This is a genomic window from Kitasatospora albolonga (assembly GCA_002082585.1).
Taxonomy (GTDB): domain Bacteria; phylum Actinomycetota; class Actinomycetes; order Streptomycetales; family Streptomycetaceae; genus Streptomyces; species Streptomyces stephensoniae.
Genome location: CP020563.1, coordinates 6006968 through 6019229 on the forward strand (window position 1 = coordinate 6006968; position 12262 = coordinate 6019229).

General features: G+C 71.4%; 11 protein-coding genes. 1 reads left to right on the forward strand and 10 read right to left on the reverse strand.

Annotated features, from left to right (window positions below):
• Nucleotides 1-37 precede the first annotated feature (37 nt).
• Complete coding sequence (locus tag B7C62_26695) at nucleotides 38-667, reverse strand: TetR family transcriptional regulator (protein ARF75442.1); 630 nt, start codon at nucleotides 665-667, stop codon at nucleotides 38-40.
• Between the two features lie 68 nt (nucleotides 668-735).
• Between B7C62_26695 and B7C62_26700 the strand changes: the two genes are divergently transcribed.
• Nucleotides 736-2280, forward strand: a complete 1545-nt coding sequence (locus B7C62_26700) for a nitrate reductase (GenBank protein ARF75443.1) — start codon at nucleotides 736-738, stop codon at nucleotides 2278-2280.
• A gap of 54 nt (nucleotides 2281-2334) precedes the next feature.
• Here B7C62_26700 and B7C62_26705 read toward each other — a convergent pair whose 3' ends face one another.
• From B7C62_26705 to B7C62_26745, 9 genes are all read right to left on the reverse strand, one after another.
• Entirely contained in the window at nucleotides 2335-3273 is a 939-nt protein-coding gene (locus B7C62_26705; protein ARF75444.1) for a hypothetical protein, read from the reverse strand.
• Between the two features lie 186 nt (nucleotides 3274-3459).
• Nucleotides 3460-4191: a DNA-binding response regulator gene (locus B7C62_26710; GenBank protein ARF75445.1), complete on the reverse strand. Its 732-nt coding sequence runs from the start codon at nucleotides 4189-4191 to the stop codon at nucleotides 3460-3462.
• Entirely contained in the window at nucleotides 4188-5438 is a 1251-nt protein-coding gene (locus B7C62_26715; GenBank protein ARF75446.1) for a hypothetical protein, read from the reverse strand. Before B7C62_26715 ends, B7C62_26710 begins: the two co-directional genes overlap by 4 nt.
• Nucleotides 5439-5553: 115 nt before the next feature.
• On the reverse strand, nucleotides 5554-7164 hold the full coding sequence (locus B7C62_26720; GenBank protein ARF75447.1) for a hypothetical protein: 1611 nt from the start codon (nucleotides 7162-7164) through the stop codon (nucleotides 5554-5556).
• The gene (locus tag B7C62_26725) at nucleotides 7164-8060 is read right to left on the reverse strand and encodes an ABC transporter ATP-binding protein (GenBank protein ARF75448.1); all 897 of its coding nucleotides are present in this window, start codon (nucleotides 8058-8060) and stop codon (nucleotides 7164-7166) included. Before B7C62_26725 ends, B7C62_26720 begins: the two co-directional genes overlap by 1 nt.
• A 304-nt stretch (nucleotides 8061-8364) precedes the next feature.
• The gene (locus B7C62_26730; protein ID ARF75449.1) at nucleotides 8365-9096 is read right to left on the reverse strand and encodes a hypothetical protein; all 732 of its coding nucleotides are present in this window, start codon (nucleotides 9094-9096) and stop codon (nucleotides 8365-8367) included.
• A 121-nt stretch (nucleotides 9097-9217) separates the two neighbouring features.
• On the reverse strand, nucleotides 9218-10948 hold the full coding sequence (locus B7C62_26735) for a hypothetical protein (GenBank protein ARF75450.1): 1731 nt from the start codon (nucleotides 10946-10948) through the stop codon (nucleotides 9218-9220).
• A 59-nt stretch (nucleotides 10949-11007) separates the two neighbouring features.
• Nucleotides 11008-11964: a hypothetical protein gene (locus B7C62_26740; protein ID ARF77388.1), complete on the reverse strand. Its 957-nt coding sequence runs from the start codon at nucleotides 11962-11964 to the stop codon at nucleotides 11008-11010.
• Nucleotides 11965-12023: 59 nt separating this feature from the next.
• Nucleotides 12024-12230 carry an MbtH family protein gene (locus B7C62_26745; GenBank protein ARF75451.1) on the reverse strand — a complete coding sequence of 69 codons (207 nt, stop codon included), beginning with the start codon at nucleotides 12228-12230 and terminating at the stop codon, nucleotides 12024-12026.
• Between the last annotated feature and the right edge of the window lie 32 nt (nucleotides 12231-12262).

Consider the following 12262-nt stretch of genomic DNA (forward strand, 5'->3'; position numbering starts at 1 on the left):
GGCCGGGGGAGCGGAGACGGGGGGCGGGTTCGGACGGTCAGGCGTTCAAGGCGCCTTCCGGCAGGCCCAGTTCGCGTTCCGCCGTGGCAACGGCCATCCGGACGACGGCGGCAGGGGTGTGCTCAGCCGTCCCGGTATTGGCGTGGGCACCGAGCCCGTCGAGCACCACCAGAATCTGAATGGTCGTCAGGGACGGGTCGGGGGTGCGGAATTCGTCGAGCTCGACGCCCTCCCGTATGACCCCTTCCAGCCGCCCCCGCCAGGCGGCCTGCTGCGTGGTCACCCGGTCGCGCAGGACGGGCCGGTAGCGGCTGAGGTGGCGGGCGTTGATCCAGAGTCGGCTGATGGCGTCGTACGGCTCCCCCGTCGTCCGGGTCAGGAAGTGCGCGAGGCGCTCCGTCGGGGTGGCCCCCGGGGACTCCTCCGGCAGCAGCGTGTCCAGCTCGCCGCTCGCGGCGCTGCCGAACGCCTCGGCCACCAGCTCCTCGGCCGACGGGAAGTAGTGGCTGATCAGCCCCGGCCGGACCCCCAGCTCCTCGCCGATCCGCCGCAGGGTGATGCACTCCAGCCCCTCGGCCAGGGCGACGGCCGCCGCCGCGTCGACGATTTCCGCACGTCGGGCGGCCGGACTTTTGCGAACTCGGGGGCGCTGAACGCTTGACGACATGCCCCGAACGTTATTGAGTGTGCGACCAATAAGCAAGCAGGTGGGTACGACCAGCACCCGGAGGGCCCATGGCGTCCACGATTCCCGACCCGCTTCCCGGGCCGCACGACACCGCGTGCGCCCCGGCGGACGCGCCCCCGGCCCCGGCCCCGGCCCCGGAGAGCACAACCCCGGACCGCACAACTGCGGAAACCGCGGCGCCGGACCGAGCAGCCCCGGAGAGCGCAACCCCGGACCGCGCGGCACCGCGTATCGAGGCCCACGGCATCGACCACATCCCCGACGCCGAGCGCCGCGGCCGGCCGCGCGAGCTGTTCTCCGTATGGGCGGCGGCCAACGTGAACTACCTCAGCCTGCTGGCCGGAGGGGTGCTCGTCCTGATGGGCCTGACCCTGGCGCAGGCGCTCGCGGTGATCGTGGCCGGCAACCTGTTCTGGCTGCTCACCGGGGTGCTCGCGGTCTCCGGACCGGCCTCGGGCACCCCGAGCGAGGTGATCACCCGGGCGATCTACGGCATCCGCGGCAACCGGGTCAACAACGCGGTCGTCGGCTGGGCGATCTCCGTCTGCTACTTCGCCCTCAACCTGGCCGCCGCCGCGAGCGCCGCCACCGCGCTGACCGCACGGGCGGGCATCCCGGCGGGCGACGGCGTCACGGCCGCCGTCGTGATCGTGATCGCCGCGCTCACCCTCGCCATCAGCGTCTACGGCCATGCGGCGATCGTGAAGCTGTACCTCCCCATCACCCTGGCGCTCGCCCTGGCCTTCGCCGTCGTCGCCGTCAGCGTCCTCGGGCGTGCCGACCTCTCCTACCGCCCCGCCGAGCCGCTGCACGGCACCGCCCTGTGGGCGACCCTGGCGGCCGGACTCGCGCTGACCGCCTCGGCCCCGTTGTCGTACACCACCAGCGCCGACTTCTCCCGCTACCTGCCCCGTACGACACCGAAGCGGGCGATCGTCGGCTGGACCGCCCTGGGTGGCTTCCTGCCCGGCGTCGTCGTCTGCTCGCTCGGCGCGTTCGCCGCCACGGCGGTGGACATGAGCGATCCGCAGGCCGGACTGGAAGGGCTGCTCCCGGCCTGGTTCGTCCCCGTCTTCCTGCTGGCCCTGGTCCTCGGCACGATCGCCATCAACGCGCTGACCGCCTACAGCGCGGGCCTCGCCCTCCAGGCCGTGGGCCTGCGCATCCGGCGCTCGTACAGCGTGCTCGTGGACGGGGCGGCGGCGGTCTCCCTCACCCTGTACGCGCTGCTCGTCTCCGATCTCCTGGACACCGTCAGCAACGTCCTCCGGCTCACCGTCGTCCTGCTCGGCCCCAGCATGGCCGTCTACGCCACCGACATCCTGCTCCGCCGCAACCGCTACGACGGCCCGGCCCTCACGGACGAGAGCCGGGGCGGCCCGTTCTGGTACACCGCGGGCGTCAACCCGGCCGGAGCCCTCGCCCTCACGGCGGGCGTCACCGCCGCGGCCCTGTGCGTCGACACCGCGTACACCGGCCCGGTCGCCGCCGCCCTCGGAGGCGTCGACCTCTCGCTCCCGGCCGGGATCACCGTCGCCGCCGGGTGCTACGCGCTCCTGACGCGGACCGCACCGCTGACGCGGAACTCCTGAGGCGGGCCGCCGGGGACGGTGGCGCGGGCGGGCCCGAGGGGCGTGGTGCGGGGGTCAGGACTTGGTCCGGCATCCCGATGCCTGCGACCCGACCGCGGGGGCGGGTGTCCTGGGGCCGCTGCCCAGCAGGGAACGGCCCAGCGGAGTCACTGTGTGCAGCACCAGATTGCGGGTCCTGCGGGTGGTGATCAGGCCCGCCGCCCGCAGGACCGAGGTGTGCTGGCTGACCGCGGCGGCCGACACGCCCACCCGGTCGGCGAGTTCGCCGTTGGCGCAGCCCCTGCGCAGCTCCTCCAGGAGGGCTGCTCTGGTCCGGCCCATCAGCATCGCGAGGGCCGCCTCCGGGTTGCTGTCGCGGGTCGTGGTCTCGGCTCCGGCGCCGAGGGGGATGCTGGCCCGTGGGTCGGGCCGGACAGGGAACACCAGTGTCGGTGACGGATCGTGGGAGTCCGCCACCGAGGGGAGCAGGGTGCCCGGGTTGGTGAGGAAGAGCGAGGGCGACACCAGCAGTCCACGGCCGCCCAGTTCGATCTCGTGGCTCTCGGGCCCTTCGATCTCCAGGACCGGTGCTCGCCAGTGGATGCGCGGATGCAGGCTCCGCAGCAGGGTCTCCACCCCGGAGGCGCTCATGATCTGCCGGTAGGCGTCGATGTCGCTGCCCAGCCGGGTCTGGATCTCGGTTCGGTAAGGAGCCAGGGCCAGCTTGGCGAACTCGTCGAGCAGCGAGGCGAGGTCACTGCGCGTCATGCCCCCCGGAGGCCGGTCGGGAAGCTCATGGGGCGACCGGTCGGCCGGGTCGGCGGCCAGGGCGATGAGGTCCTCGGCCGTGCGGCCCGACTCCGTGAAGCGCTGCAACGAGTGCCGTACGCGTGCGTTTCGGCCCACTCTGCGAGCTACGGACTGATGCCATATCCGGAAATAGCCTCCCGTTTTCTTCTGCCAGTTCTCCAGTGCGAAAGCTGCTTCGTGTGCAGGATCGACAGGGCCGGCCATACGGACACGGGAAAGATCTTCCACTGATAAGACGACACGGATCACGCTATGCTCCTCCCCCCCGAGAAGAGGGGCGGCGTGCGGATTCGGCCAAACCCCTCAGCGTAGGGGAATCATGCACGACCGGTATCGTCCTGCGGCATCGGCCTTTGGGTAGATAGCCCAAGCGGCCGGGAGAGGGTAGCATCAGGGCGAATAACCGGTATGAATTGCTCCGCTTTCCCAGATCCATGCGGCGATCTCCACCCGATTACGCACCCGTAACTTTCCCTGAATGTTGGTCAGGTGCGTTTTGACCGTGGAGAGCGAGATGTCGAGCTCATCGGTGACCTCCTGATTGGTGCGACCGCGCGCCACCAGGCGTGCCACGTCCAACTCCCGCTCGGTGAGGGGAGGGCAGCCCGGGAGGTCCGGAGCATGGGGCGGCCCGGTCGGCCGGGAGACTTGGTTCCCGTGCCCCGCCGTCCGGCCGGAGCCGGGCGCGGGGCTGTCCGCCGAGAGCTGTTTGAGCAGCCGCAGCGCGACCGTGGGCGAGATCATCGCGGCGCCGGCCGCGACCGCCCTCACCGACTCGATCAGCAGCGCCGATCCGCTGTTCTTGAGCAGGAATCCGCAGGCCCCGCTGCGCAGCGCGCCGTAGAAGTAGTCGTCCAGGTCGAAGGTGGTGAAGATCAGGATGCGCAGCGGGTCGACGACATCGGGACCGGCCAGCAGGCGGGTCGCCTCAAGGCCGTTCAGCCGGGGCATACGGATGTCGACCAGACAGACGTCCGGGCGCAGCCGCCGGGCCAGCTCCACACAGGCGATACCGTCGGACGCCTCCGCGAGCACCTCGATATCGGGCTCGTTCTCCAGGATCAGCCGGAAGCCGGTACGTACCATCTCCTGGTCGTCGGCGATGAGCACCTTGATCGTCACGGTGACGCCTTCCGGGCGGAGATGTCGGAGTCCCGGATCGGTATGACGGCGGAGACCTCCCAGCCCCCGGAGTCGTCCGGTCCGCTGACGAGGCTACCGCCGACCGCACTCACCCGTTCGTGCAATCCGACCAGACCGTACCCCGGGCGTCCCCGCCCGGAGATCCGCAGGCTCCGCTTGCCGCTCGCGGCCGCCGGTTCATTGCGTACCCGGACCGCCAGACCGGCCGTCTCGCGCGTGACGCGTACGAGGACCCCCGGGCTGTGGGGGGCGTGCTGGCGGATGTTGGTCAGCCCCTCGGTGACGATGCGGTGCGCCGTGGTGGCGACCTCGGGGGGAAGTTCCATGGTGCGGACGTCCTCGCCGAGCTCCAGCCGCACGGGAGGCCCGCCGCGCCGGAAGGACTCGACCAGGGCGGGAATCTGCGCGATGCCGTGCAGCGAGGCCGAAGAGGCGGTGGACGATCCGTCCTCCTCGCGCAGGACGGTCACCAGCTGCTGCATCGAGTCCATCGTCCGGGCCCCGGCCAGCTCGATGTCGTTGAAGATATCGCCGACCTTGCACGGCGCGGACTCCCACACCGCTCGTCCGGCCTGGGCCAGCACCACGATCCCGGTGACGTGATGGGCGACGAAGTCATGCAGATCACGGGCGAGTTCCAGCCGCTCGCCCTGCCGTATCCGCTGCATCATCCGGAGCCTGCGCGCGTCCTGGGCCCGCAGCTGGAGCCCCCGGCCGATCGCCGCCGCCGCGACGAAGGTGACCATGAGGATCGCCAGCGCGGTGCCGTCGGTGCTCTGCGCGACGCGCGCGGCTTGCAGCAGCAGCGCCAGGGTCAGGGCGCCGCAGGTGCCGAGCGAGGACACGAGGGGGCCGGAGCGCCGGGCATTCGCGATCAACAGCGCTGCCAGAGCCAGCAGTTCGGCCAGCCCCGGGGTATCGGTCGCCGTGCCGCGCAGCAGCATCAGGAGGGAGAGGGCCAGGGACCAGCCGGCGGCGAGATACACCAGCGGTGGCTTGAGACCGCCGGCGGGGCGGATCAGCGCCAGGCCCACGGGCAGCAGGCCGGCCAGGGGGAGCAGCGGCCCCGCGGCGTCGAGGCTCATGACCCAGTCGACGAGCAGCAGCAGGACGAAGGCCGTGGCCAGCGCCGCCGTGCCCAGGCGACCGCCGTCGTGATCCGTGTCCGCCCGTGCTGTGTCGTCGGTCCTCCGGGCAACGGTCCGGTGGAGGCTGTGTGGCCGCAAAGGAACAGCCTTTCGGTGAGGGTTCAAGTGGCCGACGACCCGGTACGGGGGCAACCGGATCGTCGGCCACGTCTGTGGGGCGGCGTCCCCGCCGCGTGAAGGCGCGTGTGGTGGTTCAGCGGCGGGCTCTGCGCAGCTCGTCGGCGGCGAGGCCGACGAGCGCCAGGAACAGGGCCGCGCCCACGACCACCGCGGCGGCCGGGCCCTCGCCCGGCGCGCTGCCGAGGAAGTCCAGCTCGGGGACGCCGTTGAACATCGCGTACCACAGCAGCGGATAGACGGCCTGGAAAAGCCGGGCACCGCGGCTGAGGACACCGCACGCCAGCGCCAGCGCGGGCACGAAGAGTACCCCGCCCAGCCCGGCGGCCACCGCCGTCCCGTCACCGGAGAACGCCAGCCGCAGGATCGGGACGGAGGCCGTCAGCAGCCCGAACGTGATGCCGGCGAGCAGTCCGGCCAGCAGCCGCTGCCGGGCACCCGGGCAGGCGGCGAGCAGATCGTCCACGTTGCCTGCGTCCGCACGGTGGCCCAGCTGGGACCAGATCAGCACCGGCCACAGGACCGCCAGCGCCAGCACGGGGACGACCAGGCTCTCCACGTCCACCAGCGCGGCCGTGACCAGAAGCACCGCGGTACCGGCCCACCACCAGGGGCGAACCCCCTTCAGCAGCACCCGCAGTTCGCCGGAGAAGGTTCCGGGGAACGAGGCCCCGAACCGCACCGGAGTCATGTGCGCCGGGTCCAGGTCGAAGGAGGCGCTGCGCCTGCCCTCCTGCTCCATCTGGCCGGCCGGACCCGAGGCGGCTGTGTCCTGGGTGAAGGCCCCGGCCGCACCCGCGACCAGTGCCCCTGCCCGGTTCACCGGCGCGGCGGGATCGAAGCGGCGGAACCACAGCACGGCGACCGTGGCGATCAGCACCGAAGCAGCGGTCAGCAGTACGGTGTTGAGCAGCAGGCCGCCGCCCGCATCACCCGGGCCGAGCCCGGCCCAGTCGAAGGTGGACAGTTTCCCGTCGGTGGCGGTGAGCCCGACCCCGAAGTGCACCGAGTCGACCGACCCGCCGCCCGCGGCGATGGCCGTACGCATGGAGTCGCTGATGCGGTCCATGCCCAGGAGGTCGTAGCCGCCCGAGGACTGGGCCGTCATCATGCCGACCATCCACACCACGAACCACACCAGGGCGCCGATGCCGCCGCGCAGTCCGGGGACGGTGTCGAGGAGGACCGCGCAGGCCGCGACCAGGGCCAGCAGAGGCAGGGTGATCAGGACGAAGGGCATGAGCAGCCGTACCGGGTCGACTGCGTACGACTCCCCCTTGAGCAGCTGCATCCCCACGGCCGTCAGCGCCAGCGCCAGCAGCATCGAACCGAGCACCAGCAGATTGCTGCAGAACTTGCCGAAGAGGTACGAGACCCGGCTCATCGGGGTCGCGGCCAGGATCTGGCCGACCCCGGTCCGCTCGTCCTTGGGGATGGTGCCCCGGGTGATGCTGAACCCGGCGAGGGCCAGCCAGACGGCGCCGCCGAGCGCGGTGACCGTACCGACGTAGCCGCTGGTGTAGAGGCCGCGGTAATCGCTGATCTGGAAGATCTGGAAGTCGGAGTCACCGACCGGCGCCGCCAGCAGCCCCAGGGCCAGGGTCCCGAGCAGGACCACGAGATACGCGGGGCGCCGGCGCCTCTCCCGGAAGTCGGCGAGGGCCAGGGCTCCGACCGTGCCGCCCATCACCGCCCCACAGCCTGGGGCCGGGCGCCGGGCAGCGAGGAGGTCATCAGCAGATACGCGTCGTCCAGCCCGGGCGCGACGGCCTCGGCCTGCGCCAGCGGCTGACGGTTCGCCAGCAGCCGGACCCGTACCCCCCGCGGAGTACGCGTGGTGTCGCTGATGACGAACTGCCCGCGCAGACCGACCAGTTCCTCCGAGGGCACGGTGGCCTCCCAGACCGAGCCCTCGGCCAGGCGCAGCAGCTCCTCGGGGGTGCCGTGGCGGAGCAGCCGCCCCTGCGCCATGATCGCGATCCGGTCGGCGGTGGACGCCACATCGGAGACGATATGGGTGGAGAGGATGACCACCCGGTCGGAGGCGAGGCCGGAGAGGAGGTTGCGGAACCGCATGCGCTCCTCCGGGTCCAGGCCGGAGGTCGGCTCGTCGACGATGATCAGCCTGGGATCGTTCAGCAGGGCCTGGGCGATGCCCACCCGCTGGCGCATACCGCCGGACATGGACCCGAGCCGCCGGCCGGCCGCGTCGGTGAGGTTGACCAGCTCCAGCAGCTCGGAGATCCGCCCCCGGGCGGACTTGCGGTCCAGCCCCTTCGCCGACGCCAGGTAGCCCAGGAACTCCTTGGCGGTCAGCTGCGGATACACACCGAAGTCCTGCGGCAGGTAGCCGAGGGTCCGGCGCAGCTCACCCGGATGCTCACCGATGTCGGTGCCCTGCCACCGCACATGCCCGGACGTGGGTCTGGTCACCGTGGCGAGAACCCGCATCAGGGTCGATTTACCGGCGCCGTTGGGGCCGAGCAGCCCGAGCACTCCGGGTCCCAGGTCCAGGGAGAAGGAGTCGACGGCACGGGTGCCGCCGCGGTGGACCTTGGTCAGGTCCGTGATCTGGAGCTCCATGCGTGCTCAGCCTTCCCTGAGGACCCGTACGGGACCGTCGGCCCCCGGGACCCGGCGTACGGCCGGGGCCGCCGGAGTGGTCGATTTCGTCATGCCGTCATGCTCCTGGTGTGCGTACGGGGCGCACCATCTGCCTTTAGGGGGAGATCCGGGGCGGCCCATCGGCTTTTCGGCCGGAGGGGCCGCATCGTCCTTTTGGCCGATGCGCTTGTTCATGGTTCTTCCGGCCGGTGCCCGGTCCGGTCATCCGCGTGGATTTCCGCTTCGCCGGGCTTCTCGCCGGCCTCTGCGCGAACTCGGGGAATCAGCTCTCCCGCGTCACCAGGACGCGCCCGCGGGGGCTTTCCACGGTGACCTTGTGAGCGGCGTCGGGGGTGTTCGGAATCTTGATCCGGTACTTCTCGCCGTCTTCGGCTTTGCCGTCGATCGCGTAACGGGTGTTGTCCTTGGGGAGGGTGAGTTTGATGTCACCGATTTTCGTACGGGACGACACCCGGCTGGGGGCCTTGCTGAACGAGAGGGTGTGGTCGGCGTTGTCGCTGCGCACATCGACGTGCGCGGAGCCGGCGTCCCGCACGACGACCCGTCCGGTGCCGGAGCTCAGCCGCAGTGTGCCCGAGCTCCGCTCGACCCGGATCGCCCCCGTCCCGGTGGTGGCCGTCAGCGCGTTGGCGAGCCCCTCGGCCAGCACGTCGGCACCCGTGGTGACCACGGTGACGGCCACCCCCGACGGCACCTTGACGGTGTACTCGCTGCTGCAGTTGAGGACCATGCCGCTGCACTTCGCGGTGAGCTTGAGACGGTCGCCGTTCAGCTCCCAGGACGCGTTGCCGTCCTCGGCGGCCTGGCCGGTGAGGTCACGGTCGACGGTGAGTTCCGGGCCGTCGGCCGCCTCCAGGCGCAGGTTGCTCCCGGACTCCACGACCAGGGTCTTGCCCGTGAGGCCGAAGGTCCGGCTGTCGCTGCGGGGCTTGACGTCGAGGTCGCCGATCGAGCCGCAGGAGCTGAGGGCGAGCGTGGCCGCCAGGGCCGCCACGCCGGTACTCCATCGAGTGAGTGATTGCATGCCATCCATGCTTTCCGGCCCCGGTGGGCGGGGGTATCTGCCGATCGGGAGATTCTGGGAAACGCCGTAGATTCCGGAAACGCCGTCCGGTTCAGGGAATGCCGAGCCAGCGCAGCTTCGGCCACAGCTCCGCCCAGGTGGTGCGCGGCCCCTCGCAGACCAGTACGTCCTCGTGCTGCCAGGGGTTCCGGGCCCGCAGTGTCAGCGGGCCGGCGGGCTCGCAGCGCCGGAAGTACGGCCGGGGGTCGGGACGCTGGTCGGCGGGGATACCGCTGAGACCGGCCAAAAGGACTACTCCGGTCCCCTCCGGGGGGCGCCCGAGGGCGTGGTACGAGTTGTGCCCGCTGTAGACGGGCGGCAGGCCGAGCTCCGGCCCGTAGCGGTCGAGCGCCCCGGCCTCGGCGTAGTTCCCCGCCACGATCACCGCGTCGCGCCGCTCCGCGGCCGGCAGCGACGCGTGCACCCGCGCCACCTGCCGGGCGTACTCCGGCCAGCCCATCTGCTGGGTCTGTACGTCGCTGAGGCCCTCCAGCGCTTCGTCGCGATGCCAGGCAGCCGGTGCCAGCGGCAGCGCGATCACCGCGGCCACCAGGGCGTTGGCCACCAGCAGGGAGCCGAGGGCGGCACGGCGCGGGTGCGATCCCGCCCAGCGCACGGCGGCCACGCAGCCGAACACCAGCAGGACCTGGAGGAGGCCGGTCAGATAGCGCGGCTGACCGGCGAGCAGGATCAGGATCAGCAGTACGGCCAGGTAGGCGCCGGCCACCACGCGGTACGTCCGCCAACCGGGGTGGCGGAGCAGGGCGACGAGGCCGGCCACCCACAGCGGCGCCAGGAAGGGGCCGAGCAGGAGCAGTTGGGCGGGGATCAGCTCCACCCGGCCGGGCATCCCGCCGGACTCCGACAGCGCGCGGGCCATGGTGATCTGCGGCCAGCCGTTCACCGCCTGCCACACCAGATTGGGCAGGGTGATGAGCAGCCCCGCGGCCGCACCGCCCAGCAGCCATCCGGTGCGCAGCAGGGACCGGGGGCCGTAGCGGAGCAGGCCGATGAGGAGTCCCAGGGCCAGCAGCGGCACCAGGCTCTTGGCCAGCATGCCGATTCCGAGGACCGCGCCGATCGGCAGCCACAGCCGCCGCTCACCGGTGTTCAGCATGCGCAGGAGCAGCAGGACGGCGGCCATCCAGACCACGGTGTCCACCGAGCCGGGGGTGAGCATGTGGCCGTAGGCCAGGGTGCTCGCCGAAACGCCCGTGGCCAGGGCCGCCAGGAGCTGTGCGGGGCCCCGGCCGCCGGCCTCCCGGGCGATCAGCCCGGCCAGCAGCACACAGGCCCCGGCCAGCAGGGCGGCGGCGGCCCGGATCGCGGTGGGCGAGTCGCCCAGCAGCTCGGTCTGTGTCCGGGCCAGCAGGGGGACGAGCGGCGGCTGGTCCACGTACCCCCAGTCCAGCTGCTGTCCGGCCGCACGGAAGTACAGCTCGTCGCTGTGGTAGCCGTACCGGTCCGCCGTGCTCAGCAGGAGCAGGACGAGGGCCGCGGCCACCGCCAGGACGGGCCGGTGGTGGAACGGCGGTGGGCCGGGGGCCGGTGCGCTTTCCGGCCGGGGGTTGCTCGGCAGCGTGGTCCGGTGGCTGGTCATGGGCACGTTCCTCAGAAAGGTGGACCGGAGCAGGACGACGGGCGCCGGCCGGGTGGCGCGGACGCGGAGCACGGGCCGCCGGGGAGCGGCGCCCGCTCCGGGCCCGTCGGTGCGACGGGCGCCCCGGGCCGGGCCGAACCACCGCACGGCCACACGGTGTCGGCCGGACGCGGGGGGTGCCATCTGCCGTTCGGTGGATTCACCGTCGGCCTTTCCGGTCCGGCGCCGAGGTGCGGTGGGGGTCAGATGATGACCGACCGCTTGCCGGTGAGTGCGCTGATCCGGCGGGCGTCCCTGGTCAGATTGAGGCGCTTGAGCCAGCGGTCGGTCCCGTCGTAGCGGGAGACGAACGGCTCTCTGCCGTGCACCACGCGGTAGTTGTCGACGAAGACGAGTTCACCGGGGGAGAGGGCGATCCGCTCGGTGTGCTCCAGCAGCGCCGCCTGGACCGCGTCGATGGCCTCCGAAGCCTCCTGGTCGCCCGGCACGGCGCGCATGAAGTCGATGTCGAACCTGAGGTAGGGGGCGTCGGCGGGGCCGAAGAGCACGGCGCCGCGATGGGTGCCGGGCGTCTCGCTCTCCGGCGTCGCGGGCAGGCTGCTGAGACTGTGCGAGTCGTCGGGCAGGAACAGGAAGCGTTCCTGGAACAGCACCGCGCGGATCTCCGCGGGGAGGTCGAGCGCGTCGGTGCGCACGATGGTCGTCCCCACCTGGGTGGGGTTGCGCAGGCAGAACAGCGAGACGTAGTCGCACCGGCAGGGGTGGAAGACGTCCTCGGTGTGGAAGTTCAGCGCGAGGGTGCTGCTCGCGCTGGTGAGGGAGGTCTCCTCGCCGGGCGTCGGGCACACGTCGTGGACGAGACGGCCGGCCTGCTGGCTGATCCAGCCGAACGGCTCGGCCAGCGCGGCACCGCAGAGCAGCAGCACCGTCTCCTCGCGCTGGGCGGCCCCGAGCTTCGACGCGAGCTCCCAGCCGACGGGGGTCGGCTCCAGGGACTCCTGGACCGGCAGGTTGGACAGGACCGTGACGGCCGGCTCCTCGGCGCGGGCCCGAGCCAGGAACTCCCGGATGCGGGAGGGCAGACGCTGTGCGGCGACGGTGGCCGCGGCGGCGATTTTCGCCGGGTCCCGCATAGGGCCGAAGGAGTCCAGGAACTCATCGGCGAGATCGCCGACCGCGCGGCTTTCCGCATCGTTCAGGAGCAGACTTGCGGACATTTCTCACACCTTTCTCTGGTCGCTGCACCGAAATGCTTCCGCTATGAATTCGAGGCAATTCGGGTGCGAGGCCGGATATCGATCCAATGAGTTTCTATGTAATCGATGCAGGCGGTTCTCCCGTTCGGGCCGAAAGCGATTTCCCAGCCCGCCGGAACCTCTGCGAACCCGGGCCAGAGGCTATTCTGATCGTTATCGTTCCGCAGCACCAGAAAAGTGCCTTCCGGGTCGTCGAACGGATTCCCCATGGATTCCTCCGAAGTAGAGACGAGTTACCTTC